The 20170-nt window shown below is 70.3% G+C and carries 15 protein-coding genes; 6 read left to right on the forward strand and 9 right to left on the reverse strand.

The features are described 5' to 3' along the window. Positions 1 to 20: 20 nt before the first annotated feature. The 3 genes from ASG51_RS20010 to ASG51_RS20020 form a co-directional block, all read right to left on the reverse strand. Positions 21 to 2351 (reverse strand): PAS domain-containing protein, encoded by a 2331-nt coding sequence (locus ASG51_RS20010; RefSeq protein ID WP_082514143.1) that lies wholly within the window; start codon positions 2349 to 2351, stop codon positions 21 to 23. 40 nt (positions 2352 to 2391) lie between these two features. Continuing rightward, positions 2392 to 3201, reverse strand: a complete 810-nt coding sequence (locus ASG51_RS20015; protein WP_056219997.1) for a Crp/Fnr family transcriptional regulator — start codon at positions 3199 to 3201, stop codon at positions 2392 to 2394. A gap of 188 nt (positions 3202 to 3389) precedes the next feature. After that, positions 3390 to 3641, reverse strand: a complete 252-nt coding sequence (locus ASG51_RS20020) for a hypothetical protein (protein ID WP_056220000.1) — start codon at positions 3639 to 3641, stop codon at positions 3390 to 3392. Positions 3642 to 3867: 226 nt separating this feature from the next. Here ASG51_RS20020 and ASG51_RS20025 point away from each other — a divergent pair, with 226 nt between their 5' ends. Both ASG51_RS20025 and ASG51_RS20030 read left to right on the forward strand, forming a co-directional pair. Further along, positions 3868 to 4083, forward strand: coding sequence for a hypothetical protein (locus ASG51_RS20025; RefSeq protein ID WP_056220003.1), 216 nt, complete (start codon positions 3868 to 3870; stop codon positions 4081 to 4083). Positions 4084 to 4771: 688 nt separating this feature from the next. Next, on the forward strand, positions 4772 to 6397 hold the full coding sequence (locus ASG51_RS20030; protein ID WP_056382649.1) for a hybrid sensor histidine kinase/response regulator: 1626 nt from the start codon (positions 4772 to 4774) through the stop codon (positions 6395 to 6397). Between the two features lie 219 nt (positions 6398 to 6616). On the opposite strand, the gene ASG51_RS20035 is transcribed toward ASG51_RS20030, so the two are convergent. Then, on the reverse strand, positions 6617 to 7687 hold the full coding sequence (locus ASG51_RS20035; RefSeq protein WP_056270401.1) for a hypothetical protein: 1071 nt from the start codon (positions 7685 to 7687) through the stop codon (positions 6617 to 6619). 86 nt (positions 7688 to 7773) lie between these two features. Beyond that, the gene (locus ASG51_RS20040) at positions 7774 to 10845 is read right to left on the reverse strand and encodes a transglycosylase domain-containing protein (protein ID WP_056382651.1); all 3072 of its coding nucleotides are present in this window, start codon (positions 10843 to 10845) and stop codon (positions 7774 to 7776) included. Between the two features lie 227 nt (positions 10846 to 11072). Between ASG51_RS20040 and ASG51_RS20045 the strand changes: the two genes are divergently transcribed. Further along, complete coding sequence (locus ASG51_RS20045) at positions 11073 to 12740, forward strand: alpha-amylase family protein (RefSeq protein WP_056382653.1); 1668 nt, start codon at positions 11073 to 11075, stop codon at positions 12738 to 12740. An 80-nt stretch (positions 12741 to 12820) separates the two neighbouring features. Here ASG51_RS20045 and ASG51_RS20050 read toward each other — a convergent pair whose 3' ends face one another. Further along, positions 12821 to 13081 carry a DUF3892 domain-containing protein gene (locus ASG51_RS20050; protein WP_056382655.1) on the reverse strand — a complete coding sequence of 87 codons (261 nt, stop codon included), beginning with the start codon at positions 13079 to 13081 and terminating at the stop codon, positions 12821 to 12823. Between the two features lie 140 nt (positions 13082 to 13221). On the opposite strand from ASG51_RS20050, the gene ASG51_RS20055 reads away from it, so the two are divergent. Next, a complete protein-coding gene (locus ASG51_RS20055; RefSeq protein WP_056220016.1) occupies positions 13222 to 13521 on the forward strand; it encodes a HigA family addiction module antitoxin in 300 nt (99 codons plus the stop codon). A gap of 15 nt (positions 13522 to 13536) precedes the next feature. On the opposite strand, the gene ASG51_RS20060 is transcribed toward ASG51_RS20055, so the two are convergent. Then, the gene (locus ASG51_RS20060) at positions 13537 to 15171 is read right to left on the reverse strand and encodes an AarF/UbiB family protein (protein WP_056220018.1); all 1635 of its coding nucleotides are present in this window, start codon (positions 15169 to 15171) and stop codon (positions 13537 to 13539) included. 323 nt (positions 15172 to 15494) lie between these two features. Between ASG51_RS20060 and ASG51_RS20065 the strand changes: the two genes are divergently transcribed. Both ASG51_RS20065 and gyrB read left to right on the forward strand, forming a co-directional pair. Continuing rightward, a complete protein-coding gene (locus tag ASG51_RS20065) occupies positions 15495 to 16139 on the forward strand; it encodes an MBL fold metallo-hydrolase (RefSeq protein ID WP_056220021.1) in 645 nt (214 codons plus the stop codon). A 220-nt stretch (positions 16140 to 16359) separates the two neighbouring features. Next, complete coding sequence (gyrB, locus tag ASG51_RS20070; protein ID WP_056220024.1) at positions 16360 to 18807, forward strand: DNA topoisomerase (ATP-hydrolyzing) subunit B; 2448 nt, start codon at positions 16360 to 16362, stop codon at positions 18805 to 18807. 221 nt (positions 18808 to 19028) lie between these two features. Here gyrB and ASG51_RS24385 read toward each other — a convergent pair whose 3' ends face one another. Together ASG51_RS24385 and cydB are read right to left on the reverse strand one after the other, a co-directional pair. Then, on the reverse strand, positions 19029 to 19145 hold the full coding sequence (locus tag ASG51_RS24385) for a DUF2474 family protein (protein WP_156389798.1): 117 nt from the start codon (positions 19143 to 19145) through the stop codon (positions 19029 to 19031). Between the two features lie 11 nt (positions 19146 to 19156). Next, positions 19157 to 20170, reverse strand: a complete 1014-nt coding sequence (gene cydB, locus ASG51_RS20075) for a cytochrome d ubiquinol oxidase subunit II (RefSeq protein ID WP_056382657.1) — start codon at positions 20168 to 20170, stop codon at positions 19157 to 19159.

Consider the following 20170-nt stretch of genomic DNA (forward strand, 5'->3'; position numbering starts at 1 on the left):
CCGGTCACGTCCTCGGGTGATCAGCCACTGGACTGGAAGCCTTCCAGAGGTGCCACCACGCGGCAGACGAGGCCGGTGGGGCGATAATCCAACTCGATCGTGCCGCCGACGGCGCCGACGAGGCCGCGCTCGATCAGTCGCGACCCGAATCCCTTGTGCGTCGGCGGTACGACCATCGGTCCGTCCGCTTCGGACCAGATCAGTCGAACGGTCGCTCCACCCGCGGTTGCGTCCCGGTCGAGGCTCCAGTGGAGTCTGACCCGCCCATCGGGAACCGAGAGCGCACCGTACTTGGCGGCGTTGGTCGCCAGCTCGTGCAGCATCAGCGCGAGGGCCAGGGCCGCCTTCGATCCGAGAAGCACTGGGGGCCCCGCGACGTCAAAGCGACCGGGTTGCCGATCGTCATGTATCGAGAGGGCGCCGCGCATCACCGCCTCCATCTCGGCGCTCTCGTGCACCCCGGCGAGCAGGATGTCGTGCGCCTTGCCGAGGGCGATGAGACGGGCGGCCAGGGCTTCCTTGGCCGCCTCGACGTCGGTGACGTTGCGCAGGGTCTGCGAGGCGATGGCCTGGACCATCGCGAGGGTGTTCTTGAGGCGGTGGCTCAATTCCCGGTTCAACGTGCGCTGCTGCTCGTCGGCTTCGACGCGGGTCAGTCCGCCCCAGGCGCGCTCCGCCACTTCGCGCGCGAACGTGATCTCGCCGGCACTCCAATCGCGGGGATGGCGATCGAGGATGTAGAGAATGCCCACGAGGCGGCCGCGCCGGAGAACCGGCACCTTGATCACGGCGCGCATCCCGAGCCGGGCATAGCCCTCCGGGTCGTCGACGCGTTCGGGGGTTGCCGCGATATCGGCCACGCTGATGACGTCGCCGCGCCCCAGACGGTCGACGCTCGCGGCCAGGGTCGACCGAGATGCGGTCGGCAGGCCGACGGCGCAGGTCGGCTCCGCGTCCCCCTCGGCGGTCCAATCCGGATTGAGCGACGCGATCTGGCCGCCGGGATCGACCTGGGCATAGCCCGCCCGGGCGACCCGGAGGGTCCGGCCCAGGCTCTCGGCCGTGGCGGAGACCACGTCGGCGTGGGTGTGCAGGTCGCGCAGGCGGTCGCCGAGGGCGATCAGCGCCTCGCGGCGGGCATCGGCCCGCTTCTCCTCCGTGATGTCCTCGATCATCGCCGTGGCGTGGACGTCGCCGCCCAGGCGCTGCGAGACCAGGTTGACCCGCGCCCAGATGATGCGCCCGTCCATGCGCCGGTAGCGCTTCTCCAGGCGGAGCTGCAGGGTCGCCCCGGTCGCGAGGCGCTCGTGCAGCGCCGCCCGGTCGTCGTCGTCCTCGGGCGGTGTCCAGCGGGCGAGGGAATGGCCGAGGATCTCGGATTCCGGCGCCCCCCAGATCTCGCAGAGCTTGGCGTTCACCGCGAGGGCGCGCACGGTCCGCGGATCAAACTGGACGATGCCGATATTGGCGCCCTGGAACACCGCGCGGAACTGGGCGCCGACGCGGTTGCGCTCGGTCAGATCGAGCATCGCGGCGATCATCCGCAGGGGGGCCCCGTCCGCGCCGCGGACCAGGGAGCCGCGGTCGAGGACCTCCGCGTACGTGCCGTCGGCGCGCCGGAACCGGTACTCCTGGCTCCAGGCCTCGACGCCGCCGGCGAGGGTCGCCTGGAGACCGGCCGCGACGCCGGGGCGATCGTGCGGGTGGATCTGGGCGAGCCACCAGGCGCTGGTCGGCACGACCTCCGACGGCGCCCAGCCGTAGGCGGTGGTCAGGGCGGCGTTCCACAGGACGGCCCCGGTGACGAGGTCCCAGTCGCGGATGGCGTCGTTGGTGGCGCGCGCGGCGATCTCGGCCGCCCGCGCCTCGGTGACGTCCTGCATCGTGCCGACGAGGCGGGCGGGGCGGTCCTGGTCGACCACGCGTCGCGCCCGCGCCCGTATCCACAGAGGTCGTGTCGAGGTCGCGCGCCGGACCGTGCAGTCCAGCGTCCCGGACCCCGCCGGGTCGAGGGCGGCGCCGAGCGCCCGGTCCAACGCGGCGCGATCCCCGGGGTCGAGGGCCGACAGGACGGTGTCCGCGTCGGCGACCGGCCCCGGCGACGCGAGGCCGAGCAGGCTCCGGAATCCGGCGTCGCCCCGGAGGGTCCGGGTGGCGGGGTCGTAGGCAAAGAGGCCGAGGCCCGCCGAGTCCGCGGCGAGGCGCAGGAGCGTCGCCGCGTCGGACGGGGCGAAGGGGGAGTCGCCGGCGGGCTCGAAGACGGCTCCGCCCGCAGACGTCCCGTCCCCGGCGGCCGGGGGCGGCGCGTCCGGGGCCTGGCCGGGCTGCTGGTCTGCGGCGGGCTGCGTCATCGGGGGCGGGCGGAGGATCGAAGCTCTGCGGAGGGGAGGGTCAGGCCGATTCGGATATCGCGAGTTCGCGCGGCGCATCCGTCTCCCGCCGATCGGGGGGCGGCTCCACCGCCACGAGGGCGCCACCGGGCGCGTAGATCGCGCCGAGCACCGTCTCGTAGTGCCGCCGGACGACGCCGTGGCACTCGCAGGCGGCGGTCTCCGCCAGCACGCGGTTGCGGATGGTGATGCGGCCGCGCCCGACCTCGATGAGGCCCTGCTGCTGCAGCGCCCGCAGGATCCGGGTGAGGTAGGTCCGCTGGACGCCCAGCATGGTGGCGAGCAATTCGTGGGTCACCGGCAGGACGTCGGTGCCGATGCGGTCCTGCAGGGTCAGGAGCCAGCGCAGGCAGCGCGACTCGATCGGGTGCAGGGCGTTGCACGCCACCGATTGCAGGACCTGGGCGAGCAGGCAGTCGGCGTAGCGGGTGAACAGGTTGCGCAGGGCCGGGGAAGACCGCTTGACCTCCTGGAGGCGCAGGGCGTCCAGGCGCAGGACCGGTCCGCCGATCTGCACGACGGCGTTCGTGGAGGCGGGCAGGAATCCGCTGCTGACGACGCCGCCCACGGCGCCCTCGCGCCCCACCGTGGCGACCTCGGCGCTGCGGCCGTCGCGCATGGCGACGATGAGGGTGACCACCGTCTGCCGGCACGGGAAGGCGATGGCGGTGACGTCGCTGCCGGCCTGGAACAGGGCTTCGCCGCGGTCCCGGGAGAGGCGATCGAGATGGGGGTCGAGAAGCGCGCGATCCTCGGGCCGGAGGCCGTCGAGGAGAAGGTTGCCCGTCGATGGATCGGAGGCCGGGCCCATGCAGTGCGCTGTGTTCACCGTCTGTCTCTCCGGCCTCTAGCGCAGCGCCGTCGCGTCCGTCTGTCTAGAAGTAGACCCTGGTGAGACAATTTTGTTGTTTTGATGGGAACCCGAAGAATGGGTGCTCCGAAACGGGTCGGGCGGAGAGGCCGACCGGGGCCAGGCGCGCCCATGGCGCCCGTCGCACCTCAGCGCGCCTGTCCGGCCTCGTCGCCCTCGCCGATGCAGTCGAGGGCCCGTTCCACGGCCGTCACGGCGTCGAGGAGGTTCTGGACCGTGCGCTCGACCTCGCGGGCCGGTCGTCCCATGGCGGCGGCCCGGGCGCTCACGAGCTCCAGCTGCTCCAGGAGCGCGAAGAGGTCGTCGGCGACGGCGACCACGTCGGTGACGACGACCGGCGGAGCGGCGGGGCGGCGGAGGAAGGGGACGACGTTGCTCATCGGCCCTATGTCTCGCGTGTTCCCGGCCAAAGCGCCAGCCTGCGCGGGCCCCGATTCCCCATCTTCACCCCCCGAACCGCCGCTTCCTTGCGGAGGTGGTGAGCATTTTCGTGGCGCGGCGACATCAGTGCGGCAGGAACCGGCGACGATTCGTTAGCCTTGCGCTTGACGGGCGCGGGGCCCGGGCAGCACCACAGGCGCTGCTTTCGCCACAGGACCCGCCCCGATGCGCCTCGCTTCCCTCGCCCTCGCCGCCACCCTCCTGGGCGGCCTCTGCGCCTGCAACACCGACAGCCCGAGCGGGCGCAGCGGTCTCTCCGACGCCTTCGACACCAGCAACTATCGCCAGTCCAACGATACCAACGGCACCCAGACCCGCCGCGACGTCAACCGCCAGTACACCCAGCCGTCGATGCCCTCGATCGCCAGCCGCGGCAACTGAGCGGGCGGCGCCCCCCCGGGGCGTGCTCCTTTCCCCGGTGAGGGACGGGGGCATCGCGGTGGCGCCCTCCACCGCGCGTGGGGAACCGGAGCGGCGTGGCCCGACGCCGTCCAGCCGGGGTGATCGCAAGGACCGGTTCGCGCGCCGGAACGGTTGCCGTCGCCCACCCTCTTCCCGGGGCCGCGCAGCGGAGCCCGGACCCGAAGGGGCGCGCCTCTGGCGATCCTGAATGACGGTGGGCCTTTGTCGGCGATCACCTCGCCCGGAAGCCGGAACGGGCCAGCGTCGCCCGACGCACGGCCTGGATGCAGGGCGCGTCCCTCTCCCCCCTCGCGGGGAGAGGTTCGGCGTGGGCGTGCTGGGGTGCCCCTCAGCCGAGAAGGCCGGGGTCAGAACCCAATCCGCGCGACCTGCGAAGGGCTGCTGCAAGTGGTTTGCGGACCCTGACCTTTCGTCCTGAAGCGGATGTTCCGCCTCCGACCAACAATGGCCATAGCGAGCGGTTTCCCTAATCCCCTGAAGTGGTCATTCGCTTTGCTCTGACCGGCGCGCCTCGGTGCGACACTGCTACCCTCAGGCCCTGGTCAATTTTTGTTCAGTGGCATTTCCGCTGGCGCAGAGAATACAATAAAGGCGTGTTTGGAGTGACCGAGGGCTCCGGCGGTCCTTCGAAGCCCGGAGTTCCTTCTTGCCAACTTCCCCCGAGAAGCCGAAGACCTACGGCCCAAAGACGCCGGTCAGCGGCAGTGGCCCTTCGGGCGTAATCGACCAGCATCACGACATCTTCTTCGCGGCCGTCGAAACGACGCGCATGCCGATGATCGTTACGGACCCGCACCAGGCCGACAATCCCATCATCTTCGTCAACCGCGCTTTCGAGCGCATGACAGGCTACACCCGGGACGAACTTATCGGCACGAACTGCCGCTTCCTCCAAGGGCCTGAGACCGACCGAGAGGTGGTCACCGAACTGCGTGTCGCCATCGCGGAGCAGCGCGAGTTCTCCACGGAGATCATCAATTATCGCAAGGACGGGTCTTCGTTCTGGAACGCGCTGTTCGTCTCGCCGGTCTTCAACCGAGCCGGCGACCTCGTATACTTCTTCGGCTCGCAGCTCGACGTTTCGCGCCGCCGCGACGCAGAGGAGAGTCTACACCAAGCACAGAAGATGGAGAGCCTGGGGCAGCTTACCGGCGGGATCGCGCATGACTTCAACAACCTCCTACAGGTGATCTCCGGTCACAACGAGGTCATGCTGGCGCTGATCGACCACCCGACCATCGATGTCGGCCGATTGCGGCGGGCGGGCGAGGCGGTGCGCGACGCCTCGGAACGCGCCGCCAAGCTGACCCACCAGCTTCTGGCCTTCTCGCGCAAGCAGCGATTGGAGGGGCGCCTCCTCAACCTCAACGGCCTCGTCCAAAGCATGAGCGAGATGGCCGAGCGTACCCTGGGGGACGACGTCACCCTGAAGCAGTCCCTCGCATCCGATCTCTGGAACACCCGCATCGACCCGACCCAGGCCGAGGTCGCCTTGCTGAACGTCTTGCTGAACGCCCGCGATGCGATGCCGGGCGGAGGGTCCGTCACGGTCAAGACCGAGAACCTCCTCATCGAGGACGAGGATACGGCGCTTTTCAAGACGGTCGGCCCTGGGGCCTACGTGGTGGTATCCGTCACCGATACGGGTAGCGGTATGCCGGCCGAGATCCTGAACCGAGTGATGGAGCCGTTCTTCACCACCAAGGGCGAAGGCAAGGGCACAGGCCTAGGCCTCGCGATGGTCTACGGTTTCGCCAAGCAATCGGGCGGCTCGGTCAAGATCTACTCTGAGGTGGGGCACGGCACCACGGTGCGCCTGCTCTTTCCAGCAAGCGACCAGAAGATCGAGGACGAGCGCAGGGCCTCGCAGCGCGCCGCCGACCGGCACGGGACCGAAACGGTACTCGTGGTCGACGACCGACCGGACGTGGCGGAGACGGCGGGAATGATCCTGGAGGATTTCGGCTACAAAGTCATCGTGGCCGACGGCCCCCGCGCGGCGATTGAGTTCCTCGACGGCGAGCGCCGGATCGATCTCCTGTTCACCGATCTCATCATGCCGGGTGGGATGAACGGCGTGATGCTGGCCCGCGCCGCGCGCGAGCGACAGCCTAAGATCAAGGTGCTGCTCACTACGGGCTACGCGGAGGCATCCATGGAACGCTCGGATGCGGGTGGCACGGATTTCGAGATCATCAATAAGCCCTATAAACGGCTGGAACTCGCGCGCCGCGTGCGGCGGGTCATTGATGGCCCGACCGGCGTAGGTTGAGCTGTCATTCCCCCGGCTTCCGGCCCTGATCGATACGTCCGCCTCGCCCAGGATCTATCCGATCGCAGCCGGGCAGAAATTCACCCGTCCCGGCCGTAGGACGCTGCTCAACCGTGCAGCCCGCAAGCGGCGGTTCCGGACTTCTGCAAAGGGTCGGGTGCAGCCCCTCGCGGGGCCAAGCCGATGGGGTTTTCGACTCGAGCGGCGCCGCCCCCACCCTCAGTTCTTCGCCAGCGCGTCCGCGAAGGCGATCATGCGGTTGCGGGCGTAGGTCGGCAGGCCGGCGCTGATCGAGGTGCCGGTGTTGAAGGACGAGTTGCCCATCAGCACCTGGGCCGGCAGCAGGTTCTTGAGCACCGGCACGCGGGCATATTCCTGCTTGCGGTCGAGGACGTCGCCCTTGATCGCAAGCGCCACGTAGGTGGTCACCACGGTCTTGGCCGGATCGCCCGGCATGGGCTGGAACACCGCCAGGAACTTGCCGAAGCGCAGGATCTGGTTGACCCAGAAGATCGTCTGCTCCAGCCCGCCCGTCACCGGCGTGTCGAGCTTGGTGAGGTTGCCCAGCGCTGCGATCTCCGCCGGGGGCAGGGTGCGCAATTCGCTCTGGAACGAGACGAACTCGGCGATCTTCTTCGAGGCCCCGTCCTCCAGCCGGTTGGCGAGCTTCACGCCCAGCGGCAGCTTGCCTTCGAGGTCGTAGCGCGATTCGATGCAGGTGGTGCCGACCTCGCACCAGGGCCGGTCGGGGCGCTTGGCGAAGGCGGCCGCCGGGTCCTTGTTCGGCGTCGCGTCGGCTGGGTTCAGGGCCTTGTGCTTGATCACCGGGTCCATCTTGGCGACGAAGCCGAGGGTGGCGTAGGCGGCGAGGTCGATGCTCTCCGGGGCCTTGGCCACCACGAAGCGCCCCTGCGCCACGTAGACCTTCAGGGTCTCGTGCCGGCGCTTGGCGACGCCGTTCAGGGTCTGCACGTAATCGGGCTCGACATAGCCCGGATGCGGCGCCAGGGCCGCCCGCTCGCCGGGGCGCAGCTTACCCCAGTCGAGATAGGGCACGAGGCCGTTCTCGGGCTTGGCCGGATCGTCGCGATGGTCGGTGAACAGGATGGTGCCGGGCTTCAGCCCGGCGACGCCGGCCGCCTCGATGGCGGGCACGTCCTTGATCCGCTCCGAGACCGCCGGGCTTGCGGGCGGCTGGAGCTTGATGCCCTCCTGGGCGAGGGCCGGGCGGACGGCGCCCCCCGTCAGGGCGAGGGCGAGGAGAAGGGTTGCCGGAAGCGGTCTGTGCACGTCGGGGCCTCGGAGGTCGGCAAGAGGGGGTCGAGGAGAGGGGGTCGAGGAGAGGGAGTCGGGGCCGTGCCCCGGGCGGGGCGCCCTCAGAAGCGCGGCTCGTCGCCGAACAGGTAGTCGGGATCGCGGCGGCGCTGGCGCGGCCGGATCTCCTCCTCGTCGCCGAAGGGCGAGCGCTGCGTGCCCGGCCAGGGCTGGTAGGTCTCGGACTGGGCCCGGCGGTTGCGCCGCTCGCCGTAGGGATCGAGGAGGTCGCTCTCGGGCTGGGCCCGGCGCCGATCGTCGTCCGGCTGGCCCCGCAGGCCGCCGAACAGGCCTCCGGCCAGGTCGGGGGCGTCGTCCTCGGCGCCGAGGTCGCCGTCCTCGGGATCGGGCCGCATGGCGGTCCGGGTCTCGCGGGGCAGCAGCTTGTACTGGGTGTCGGCCATGCGGCCGTCCTTGATCCGGAAATGCTCCAGGACGCCGCCGCCGTCGACGCGCTGGCCGCTGCGCGGATCGATGCTGGCCTCGAGGAGGTCCTGGCGCGCCTCCGAGGAGGGCGGGGCCAGGGACGTGCGCGGCACGCCGTTGGCCCAGGCCGCCTGGAGGATGGTGCCGGCGATGGGCACCGCGAGGTGGCCGCCGGTCTGCCCGCGCCCGAGGGTGCGGCGGGTGCCGTCGGCATTGTCGTAGCCGACCCAGACCACGATGGTGATCTCGTTGGTGAAGCCGGCGAACCAGGCGTCGTTCTCGTTCTCCGAGGTGCCGGTCTTGCCCGCGATCGACGACGAGAACCGGGCGAGCGCCGCGGCCGTGCCGTGGTTCGTCACCCCCTGCAGCATGGTCTTGAGCTGGTAGAACGCCACCCGGTCGGCCGAACCGATCCGGGTCGGGGCCCGGGCCTCGCGGGTGTAGAGGGTCTTGCCGTCGCGCTCGACCGATTCCAGGGCGTAGGGCGCGGGCCGGGCGCCCTCGTTGGCCACCGCGGCGTAGAACGCGGCGAGGTCCACCATCCGCACGGGCTGCGCGCCGAGCACGAAGGGATAGTAGCGCTCGCACTCGGCGTAGATCTGCGCCTCCAGGGCGAGGTCGCAGACCTTCTGCAGGCTGGCCGGCGCCTTGTCGGCGATGCCGCCCTGGAGCAGGCGGGCGGTGACGAGGTTCTTGGAGAATTCCAGGCCCCGGCGCAGGGTCGTGGCCCCGGCCCCCGTGCCCTCGTAGTTCTTGGGCGACCAGGAATCGCCGACGCCGCCGATGGGCGGCAGGGTGATGGCGGAATCCAGCACCAGGGTGTTGGGCTGCAGGCCGGCATTGAGCGCGGCCAGATAGGTGAGGGGCTTCAGGGTCGAGCCCGGCTGGCGCACGGTCTGGGTGACGCGGTTGAGCTGGCTCACCGGATAGGAGAAGCCGCCCGCCATGGCGAGGATGCGCCCGGTCCGGTTCTCCAGCACCAGGGCGGCGCCCTGGACGCTCGGCCGGACCCGCAGGTCGGCGCGCGGCGCCTTCGCGTTCGGATCGCGCAGCTTGACCCGCACCACGTCGTAGGGCTGGAGCTTTCCGCGCGCCGGGCCGGGCTCGAGGCTGGCGGTGCGGCCGTCGGCGAGGCCGACCTTCGCGGTGCCGCCGCGCCCGGGATCCAGGACCACGGCCAGAGGCCAGTGCACGTCGTAGAGGACGGGCCGGGCGGTCTCCAGCGCCCGCTGCCAGGCCGGCTTGGGGCGCTCGACCTTGGACGCGGCCTGCTCCGCCGCCTTCTCGGCGGCGGCGGCGGCCTTGCGCTCCGCCTTCGTCTTCGGGGCCGGCTTCGGAGCCGGGGCAGCGACCGGCTTGACCGGATCGCCCGTGAGGAGGGGGACGCCCAGGGGCGAGGCCTCGGCGGCGGGGATCGCGGCCTCGAGCTTGCGCACGGCCTCGGCGAGGTTGAGTTCCGGCCCCTCGTAGCGGGCGCGCCCGGTGGCGCGCTCGTAGGTGGAGAGGCCCTCCTGCAGGGCGGTCTCGGTGGCGGTCTGCAGGCCGGCGTTGATCGTGGAGCGCACCACGTGGCTGGCGGCGGTGAGGGAGTCGACGCCCGCGAAGGTGCGCACCTCCCGGGCCAGGTGGTCGACGAAGTAGAAGCCGGAATCGCGCCGGACCGCGTCGATCGGCTTCAGGCCAAGGGGCGCGTTGGCGGCCTCGCCGAGCTGCGCCTCGGTGATGACGCCCTCCTCCTTCATGCGCGCCAGCACGTAGGCCCGGCGCTCGCGCGCCCGGTCGGGGTACTTGTCGGGGCTGTAGAAGTTCGGGCCCTTGGGCATGCCGGCCAGCAGCGCGGCCTCCGGCACGGTGAGCTGGCCCACCGATTTGCCGAAATAGCTGCGCGCGGCCATCTCGATGCCGTAGGCGCCGCGGCCGAGATAGATGCCGTTGAGGTAGAGTTCCAGGATCTGCGGCTTGCCCAGGATGTGCTCCAGGCGGGAGGCCACGATCATCTCGCGGATCTTGCGCTCGTAGGTGACGTCGTCGCCGACCGAGAGGTTCTTGACCACCTGCTGGGTGATGGTGGAGCCGCCGGCCGGGCGGCCCGGGGAGGCGAGGTTGCCGATGAAGGCGCGGATCACCCCGCGCTCGTCGATGCCCCGGTGGGTCTCGAAGCGCTTGTCCTCGGCCGCCACGAAGGCCTTCTGCACCATCGTGGGCACCTCGGCGATGGGCACGCTGAGGCGCCGGCCGTTGGCCTCGAAGGCCTCGGCGTAGCGCTTGCCCGATCCGTCGAGGATCAGGGAGGCGCCGGGGAGCTTGCGCTCCTTCAGGGCCTCGGCCGAGGGCAGGTCGGCCACCGCCTTGTTGTAGAAGGCGATGACCTCGGCGGCGTCGAAGGGCGAGTCCTTGGGGGTCTCGCCCTTGCAGAACTGGCGGTAGCTGACGTTGAGCTCGCCGATGTCGAGGCCGTGCAGGATCTTGGGGGCGCTCGCGCCCGCCACCGCGCTGGGGTCCTCCATGGCGGTGGAGATCAGCTCGTCGAGGTTGATGTCCTCGATGTCGAAGGCCTTGCGCATGTGGGCGCAGCCGTCGCGCAGGATCTGCACCACCTGGGCCTTGTCGGCCACGGGATCGAACTGCGTCTTCACCGCATCCGGCCGCGTCGTGACCTGACTGAGCGTCAGCGCCGTGGCGAACAGCTTGATCAGGATGATGTTCATGCGGGCCGGGATACCGGGAGTGGGGTCGTGGCGCGGAGGGCCGCACGGTCATAGCCGAGACCGCGCGCCGGAGCGTGGCAGATGCGCTGCACAAGGCGGCTGATTTAAGGACGGGACGGCCACGCTCGGGGCGTTCCGCACTGGCCAAGCTCACGGCAACGCTCACGGCAACGCTTTCCCGCGGGCCCGCGTTGTGGCCCGGGGCGCCCGCTCCCGGGGATGACGGCATGATCAAGGACCTCTGGTACAAGAACGCCGTCGTCTACTGCCTCTCGGTCCGGACCTTCCTCGACGGCAACGGCGACGGCATCGGCGACTTCGCCGGGCTGGAGCGCCGGCTCGACTACCTGCAGGGCATCGGCATCACGGCGATCTGGCTGATGCCGTTCCAGCCCTCGCCCAAGCGCGACGGCGGCTACGACATCTCCGACTATTACGGCGTCGACCCGGATTACGGCTCGCTCGGCGACTTCGTCGCCTTCACCCACGCGGCCAAGCAGCGGGGCCTGCGCGTCCTGATCGACCTCGTGGTCAACCACACCTCGGACCAGCATCCCTGGTTCCAGTCCGCCCGCTCCGACCCGGATTCGCCCTACCGGGACTGGTACGTCTGGTCGAAGACCCGGCCGCCGCACGCCGACGAGGGCATGGTCTTTCCCGGCGTCCAGACCACCACCTGGACCCGCGACGCCAAGGCGGGGGCCTACTACTTCCACCGCTTCATGCCGTTCCAGCCGGACCTCAACACCGCCCATCCGGCGGTGCGGGCCGAGATCCAGAAGATCATGGGCTTCTGGATCCAGCTCGGGGTCTCGGGCTTCCGCATGGACGCGGTGCCGTTCGTCATCGCCAAGAAGGGGCCGGACGTCACGGGCGAGCCCGACGAGCAGTTCGACATGCTGCGCGACTTCCGCGAGTTCCTGCAGTGGCGCCAGGGCGACGCCATCATCCTGGGCGAGGCCAACATCCTGCCCAAGAAGGACCTCGCCTATTTCGGCGACGACGCCGACCGGCTCCACATGCTGTTCAACTTCCCCGTCAACCAAGCCCTGTTCTACGGCCTCGCGGCCGGCGACGGGCGCCCCCTGGCCAAGGCCATGCGCAAGACCTGGAACCGGCCTGATTCCGCCCAGTGGGCGGTTTTCCTGCGCAACCACGACGAGCTCGACCTCGGGCGGCTCACCGAGGCCCAGCGCCAGGCGGTGTTTTCCGCCTTCGGGCCCGAGAAGGGCATGCAGCTCTACGACCGGGGTATCCGGCGGCGCCTCGCCCCGATGCTCGGAGGCGACCAGCAGCGCATCGAGCTCGCCTATTCGCTGATGTTCACCCTGCCGGGCACACCCGTGCTGCGCTACGGCGACGAGATCGGCATGGGCGACGACCTCTCGCTCAAGGAGCGCGAATGCGCCCGCACGCCGATGCAGTGGAGCGGCGAGGCCCAGGGCGGCTTCACCAAGAGCGAGACCCCGACCCTGCCGGTGATCGACCAGGGCGCCTACGGCTTCGACCACGTCAACGTGGCCAGCCAGCGCCACGACCGCGGCTCCCTCCTGAACTGGATGGAGAGCGTGATCCGCACCCGCAAGGAGGTGCCGGAAATCGGCTGGGGCGACTTCACCGTGATCGAGACGGCCTCGCCGGCGATCCTGGCGATCCGCTACGACTGGGAGGGCAATTCCGTGCTCTGCGTGCACAACCTCGCGGGCACGCCGATGGAGATCGCCCTCTCGGCCGGAATCGAGGGGCCGGAGGGCCACCTCCTCGTCGACCTCCTCACCGGCCGCCGCTGCGAAGCGGACGCGGAGGGCCGCCACTGCCTGATGATGGAGCGCTACGGCTACCACTGGTTCCGCGTCGGCGGCCTCGACGCCCCGCTGAAACGGCGGGTGGGGTAGGCCAGCCGCCCCGGCGCCGGGACGGCGGCCCTGCTGGGAGCAGGACCGCCGCGGCGTTCACGCCCGAACCCCGAACCGGATCAGCAATCCGGAAGATCGTCCAGGTTGTTCCGGGTGGTGGTATCCCGATCCGTGCGCAGGTACTTGCCGTTCGGCCCCTGGACGACCCGGATCTCGGTCCGTCCGTTGGGCCAGGGCACGTGATAGCTGTGCATCCCGAACTCGATGTCGTTGATGGCGTCCTGCTTCCGGCGCGGCGACCACGCGTCGCCATCGTTGCACAACGCCGTGATGTCGCGTTCAGCGTTCTTTCCGGTCTTCCTGACCGCACGATCAGCCATGGTGTCCGCGTCCTTCCGTTGGCAGCCCGATGGGGCATGCGAACTTCAGGTAATTTGTTTCATCAGAAATGCAACCTGAGAGAAACTTTTCGCGGGGCGCGGGCCGATGTATCCTCGCGCGACCGCACAGGAGATCGGCCATGGCCCGCATCCGCACCCATCCCGGCGAGATCCTCGTGGAGGCGTACCTGACGCCGCTCGCCCTGTCGGCCCGGCAGTTCGCGGCGGAGATCGGCGTGCCGCCCAACCGGGTCTCCGAGATCATCCGGGGCCGGCGCGGCATCACCGCCGACACCGCGATCCGCCTCGGCGTCCGCTTCGGAACCACGCCGCAATTCTGGCTCAACCTCCAGAACGCCCACGACCTGTCGAAGGCGCGGGCGACGGTGGATGATTCCGGCGTCCGCCCCCGCGCGGCCGAGCCTGCCGCGGCGTCCTAGGGGGCGCCGGCCCCGCTACTTGTTGCGCCCTAGCAGGACCAGCCAGCCGATCCCGATCACGCAGACCATGGCGCCGACGGTGATGAAGGCCGGCGTGCCGAGGTCCATGAAGCGGGGGGCGAGCTGCGTGGCGAAGGCGGCGACGATGAGCGCCACCGCGATGCGGGCGGCGGCGCGCTCGATGCCGCGGGTGAGCTTCTCGATGCCCTTGAGCTCGATCTCGACGGTGACGCGGCCCTGCTTCAGGCGCACCAGCATGAGGTGGATTAGGGTCGGCAGCTCGGAGGCCGCGCCGAACAGGCCGGCGCCCACCGCCTCGACCTTACGGGTCAGGCCCTTGATCGAGAACTGCGAGGCGAGCTTGCGCCGCACGGTCGGCCCGGCGGCCGAGAACAGGTCGAAGCCGGGGTCGAGCTGGCGCATCACCCCGTCGGCGGTCACCAGCCCCTTGAACAGGATGGCCAGATCCGTGGGCATGGCGAGGTCGTTCTCGCGGGCCATGGTCATGAAGTCGGTGAGCAGCGCCCCGAAATCCAGGGAGGCGCCGGTGTGGCGGGCGACGAAGGCCTGCGACGAGGCCTCGAGCTTGGTGAGGTCCGGGTTGCTCGAGCCGCTCCAGTCGAGGAGCACGGCCATCAGCCCGTCGGAATCCTCCTTGAGCATGGCGCCGATCAGCATCAGAAGCTGGGTGCGGCGGCGCTGCGAGAGGCGCCCGATGATGCCGAAATCGATGAAGCCGATCCGGTTGTCCGGCATGATCAGCATGTTGCCGGGATGCGGGTCGGCGTGGAACACGCCCTCGATCAGGGCCATCTGCAGGAAGGCGTCGGTGCCCTTCTGGGCGAGCAGCACCTTGTCGTAGCCGGCGGCGTCCAGGCGGGCATGGTCGTTGGGCGGGATGCCGTGCACGAATTCCTGCACCAGCACCCGCTCGGAGGTCCATTCCCAGTGGATCTTGGGCACCACGATGTCGTCGCGGTCGGCAAAGATCGCCGCGATGGTCTCGCAGTTGCGCGCCTCGTTGATGAGGTCGAGCTCGCCGTAGAGGCCGCTGGCCAGGTGGCGCATCTGCTCCTGGGGCTGGTAGCGCCCGAATTCCGGCCACTCGTCCACGACGATGCGGGTGGCGTGGCCCATCAGGCGCAGGTCCGCCTCGATGGTCTTGCGCAGGCCCGGGCGCAGCACCTTCACCACCACCTCCTCGCCGGTCTGCAGGCGGGCGCGGTAGACCTGGGCGATGGAGGCGGCGGCGAGCGGCGTGGTGTCGAACTCGGCGAAGATCTCCGAGGCCGGGCCGCCGAGGTCCTCCTCGAGCTGGGGCCGGATGCGCTCCCACGGGATCGGCGAGACCTGGCTGTGGAGCTTCTCCAGCTCCTCGGTCCATTCCGGGGTCAGGAGGTCGGGCCGGCTCGCCAGGATCTGGCCGAGCTTCACGAAGGTCGGCCCCAGGGTCTCGATGGCGCGCCGCACCCGCTGGGGCTGCGACAGGCGGGCGATGTCCACCTGCGGCGTCCGGCGCTTGGCGAGGCGCGCCACCTGGGCGAGGCCGAGGCGCTCCACCACCTTGGTGACGCCGAAGCCGATAAGGACGGACGCGATCTCCCCGAGGCGCTGCCGGTCCCGTGCGGCGACGAAGGCGGTTTTCAGCATGTGCGCAAGGGGCCCGGATGGGGGAGGGGGGACGGTGGCTCGCCCGGCGAGGCGTGCGGCCGGACCGTGGTTAAGGCTCCGTTAGGCCCGTGGCGAGGCCGAAGTTTGACCATGAGGCCGCGACATGGGGGCCGCGACACGGGAACGGCGACCGGGGAGCCGCGCGGCGGGGGACGCGGCGGGCGCGGCGGATTCGCCCCCGCACCGATCTCGGGCTAGACAGGCCGCCACCGGCGCCGCTGCGGCGCCCGCCCTCACGTCCACCCCGCGCTCCGGCGGCGCCGACCCCCGCGCCGCCGCGGCGCCATCCCGCGAGACCCCCGATGCCAGGCACGCCCCGCGCCGGAATCATTCCGGTGACCCCCTTCCAGCAGAACTGCACCCTGATCTGGTCGGACGAGACCAAGGTCGGCGCCGTGGTCGATCCGGGCGGCGACCTCGACCGGATCGAGGCGGCGATCGCCGCCCAGGGCATCGCCATCGAGAAGATCCTGCTCACCCACGGGCACATCGACCACGCCGGCGGCGCGGCCGAGCTGCGCGACCGGCTCGGCGTGCCGATCGAGGGGCCGCACGAGGCCGACCGCTACCTCCTCGACAGCCTGCCGGAGACGGGCGCCAATTACGGCCTCGACGGGGCCCGGGCGGTGACGCCGGACCGCTGGCTGGGCGACGGCGACGTGGTCGAGGTCGGCGGCCTGGCCTTCGACATCCTGCACGCCCCCGGCCACTCCCCCGGCAGCGTGGTGTTCATGAGCCGCGACGCGCGCTTCGCCCTGGTCGGCGACGTGGTGTTCAAGGGCTCGGTCGGCCGCACCGACCTGCCCGGCGGCAACCACGAGCAGCTCATCCGGGCCATCAAGGACAAGGTCCTGCCGCTGGGCGACGACGTCGCCTTCATCCCCGGCCACGGCCCCACCAGCACGCTCGGCGAGGAGCGCGTGTCGAACCCGTTCCTGCAGGATTGAGGACGGCCGGGCCCCGTCGGCCGGATCCCGGCGGGGCCTTGACGGGGGGTTAACGCGAACGGGGCATCGTGGTCGCGATTCCGGGGGTCTACGGGCCCGAAAACGATGCATTCCCAGTGGGAAATGCTTATATTGCGCGGGTCAAGAAGAAATGCAGGCGGCGGGGGCCCGGCCTGGGCCGGCAAGTCCGGCCTGAATGCCCGCCTGTCCGAGGAAGTTCATGTCCGACAGTTCCCATAACCTCGCCGCCGATGCCTACGGCGCGGAATCCATCCGGGTCCTCAAGGGCCTCGACGCGGTGCGCAAGCGCCCCGGCATGTATATCGGCGACACCGACGACGGCTCGGGCCTGCACCACATGGTCTACGAGGTGGTCGACAACGCCATCGACGAGGCGCTCGCGGGCCACGCGGACCTCGTCACCGTCACGCTGAACGCCGACGGCTCCGTCACGGTCTCCGACAACGGCCGCGGCATCCCCACCGACATCCACAAGGAGGAGGGGGTCTCGGCGGCCGAGGTCATCATGACCCAGCTGCACGCGGGCGGAAAGTTCGACCAGAACTCCTACAAGGTCTCCGGCGGCCTGCACGGCGTCGGCGTCTCGGTGGTCAACGCCCTCTCGCAATGGCTGCGCCTGCGCATCTGGCGGGGCGGCCGCGAGCACGCGATGGAGTTCCGCCACGGCGACGCGGTCTCGCCGCTGATCGTCGTCGGCGACGGCAACGGCCGGCGCGGCACCGAGGTGTCGTTCCTGCCCTCCACCGACACCTTCACGATGATCGAGTTCGACTACGCGACCCTGGAGAAGCGCCTGCGCGAGCTCGCCTTCCTGAATTCCGGCGTGCGCATCGTCCTCACCGACGCCCGCCACGCCGAGCACAAGCGCGAGGAGCTGTACTACGAGGGCGGCATCGAGGCCTTCGTTCGCTACCTCGACCGCTCGCGCAAACCCATCGACGGCATGCAGAAGCCCGTCATGGTGCGGGCCGAGCGCGACAACATCCGCGTCGAGGTCGCGCTCTGGTGGAACGACTCGTTCAACGAGACCGTGCTGCCCTTCACCAACAACATCCCGCAGCGCGACGGCGGCACCCACATGGCGGGCTTCCGCGCCGCCCTCACCCGGCAGATCACCGGCTATTCGGAATCGTCCGGCATCGCCAAGCGCGAAAAGATCTCGCTCACCGGCGAGGATTGCCGCGAGGGCCTCACCGCCGTGATCTCGGTGCAGGTGCCGGACCCGAAATTCTCCTCGCAGACCAAGGACAAGCTGGTCTCCTCCGAGGTGCGCCCGGCCGTGGAGAACGTCCTCAACGAGGGGCTCTCGAACTGGCTCGAGGAGAACCCGGCGCTGGCCCGCTCGGTGATGGCCAAGGTCATCATGGCGGCCTCGGCCCGCGAGGCGGCCCGCAAGGCCCGCGAGACCGTGACCCGCAAGGGCGTCCTCGACATCGCCTCGCTGCCCGGCAAGCTCGCCGATTGCCAGGAGCGCGATCCCTCGAAGTGCGAGATCCTGCTGGTGGAGGGCGATTCCGCCGGCGGCTCGGCCAAGCAGGGCCGCGACCGCACCTTCCAGGCCGTTCTCCCGCTGCGCGGAAAAATCCTCAACGTGGAGCGGGTGCGGGCCGACCGGATGCTGTCCTCGGCCGAGATCGGCACCCTGATCACCGCGCTCGGCGCCGGCATCGGCCGCTCGTCCACGGACCGCGAGGGCTTCAACCCCGACAAGCTGCGCTATCACCGCATCATCATCATGACGGATGCCGACGTGGACGGCTCGCACATCCGCACCCTGCTGCTGACCTTCTTCTTCCGGCAGATGCCGGAGGTGATCGAGCGCGGGCACCTCTACATCGCCCAGCCGCCCCTCTACAAAGCCGCCAAGGGCAAGTCGGCGCTCTACCTCAAGGACGAGCGGGCGCTGGAGGACTACCTCATCGATGCCGGCGTCGAGGGCGCCGTGCTGCGGCTGGCCTCCGGCACCGAGTTCGGCGGCCCGCAGCTGAAGTCCCTGGTCGAGGAGGCCCGCCAGTTCCGCGGGCTGATGCAGGCGCTCCACACCCGCTACGACCGCGCCGTGGTCGAGCAGGCCCTGATCGCCGGCGCCTTCCGGGCCAATGTCGACGAGAACGCGGCCGAGGCCGAGGTGCTGGCCGAGGAGGTCGCCCGGCGCATGGACCGGATCGCCGACGACATCGAGCGTGGCTGGGAGGGCGCCGTCTCGGAGGGCGGCTACGTCTTGAGCCGGACCCTGCGCGGCGTGCGCCAGGTGGCGACCCTCGACGCCTCGCTGCTGGCCTCGCAGGAGGCGCGCCGGCTCGCCGACCGGGCGGAGGCCCTGCGCGAGATCTACGACCAGCCCGTCACCTACGCGCGCAAGGGCGACGAGACCACCCTGCACGGGCCCGTCGGCCTGTTCGAGGCGGTGATGGCCTTCGGCCGCAAGGGGCTGCAGCTCCAGCGCTACAAGGGCCTCGGCGAGATGACCGCCCAGCAGCTCTGGGAAACCACCCTCGACCGGGACGTGCGCTCGCTCCTCCAGGTCAAGGTCAAGGACACCCAGGACGCCGACGACCTGTTCGTGAAGCTGATGGGCGACGTGGTCGAACCCCGCCGCGAGTTCATCCAGGACAACGCCCTCAGCGTCGCCAACCTCGACGTCTGAGGCGGGTCGGGTTCGGGCCTGAACCGCCCCCTGTTGGCCGTCGAACCCCATCGGGCTTCGGCGGCCAACAGGGAGCCCCCGACCTTGCGATGGATCGCGTCGCCTCGGCCGCTTCGCCTCGGCCGCGCGAGACACGGTGGCCTGCGCCGATGCGGCCTGCCCGATGACCCGTTCGAACCGGGAGGGGCTCGGTGAACGCGGTTCGGCCGAGACGGCCCTCGTCATACGACCTTGAGAAGCCATCGCAGGGGCAGGGTGACCGCCGTGAGGCAGGCGATGCCGCCGGCCCACAGGGCCCCGAACCAACCGAGGCGGCGCATCCAGCGGGGGATGGTCATGGTCCGCCTCCCTAATGGTAGCCGGGCGCGTCGGCGGTGACCTTACCCCGGAACAGCCAGTAGACGTAGGCGGTGTAGCCGAGCACCATCGGCAGGAGCACGACCGTTCCGACGAGAAGGAAGCGCTGGCTGCTCGGGTGCGTGGCCGCGTCCCAGATCGTCACCGAGGGCGGCACGATCATCGGGAACAGGCTGATGGCGAGCCCGACATAGGACAGCAGGAACAGGCCGAGCCCGCACAGGAAGGGCATGACCTCCTCGCGCCGGTCGAGGGCGTCGCGCAGGCGCCAGCCCAGGAGGCCGACGAGAAGCGGGACGGGGGCGACGAAGGCCATCGCCGGAAAGGTCAGCCAACGACCGCGGAAGGCGGGGCTGAGGAACGGCATCGCCAGGGACACGACGGCGATGGCGGCGACCGTCGCCCAGCCGAAGGCCCGGGCGAGGCGATAGGCCCGGAGCTGGAGCTCACCCTCGGTCTTCCAGATCAGCCAGCCCGCCCCGAGCAGCCCGTAACCGGCGACCAGCGCGAGCCCGGTGAACAGGGAAAACGGCGACAGCCAGTCCCACCAGCCTCCGGCATAGGCCCGTCCCTCGACGCGGACGCCCTGCACCAGGGCGCCGAGGCAGATGCCCTGGCAGAAGGCGGCGACGAGGCTCCCGGCCGAGAAGGCGCCGTCCCACGCGGTCCGGGAGAGACGCGTGACGGTCCGGAACCGCATCTCGAACGCGACGCCGCGGAACACCAGGGCGAGCAGCATCAGCGTCAGCGGGATGTAGAGGGCCGGCAGCAGCGTGGCGTAGGCCAGCGGGAACACGGCGAACAGGCCGCCCCCGCCGAGGATCAGCCAGGTCTCGTTGCCGTCCCAGACCGGGGCGACGGTGTTCACCATCACGTCCCGGTCGGCCTTCTCCCGGATCGCCGGGAACAGGATGCCGACCCCGAGGTCGAAGCCGTCCATGACCACGTAGAGGAAGATGGCGGTGGCGATGAGGAGCGCCCAGACGAGGGTGAGATCGAGGGTCAT

Source organism: Methylobacterium sp. Leaf465, assembly GCF_001424705.1.
GTDB lineage: Bacteria > Pseudomonadota > Alphaproteobacteria > Rhizobiales > Beijerinckiaceae > Methylobacterium.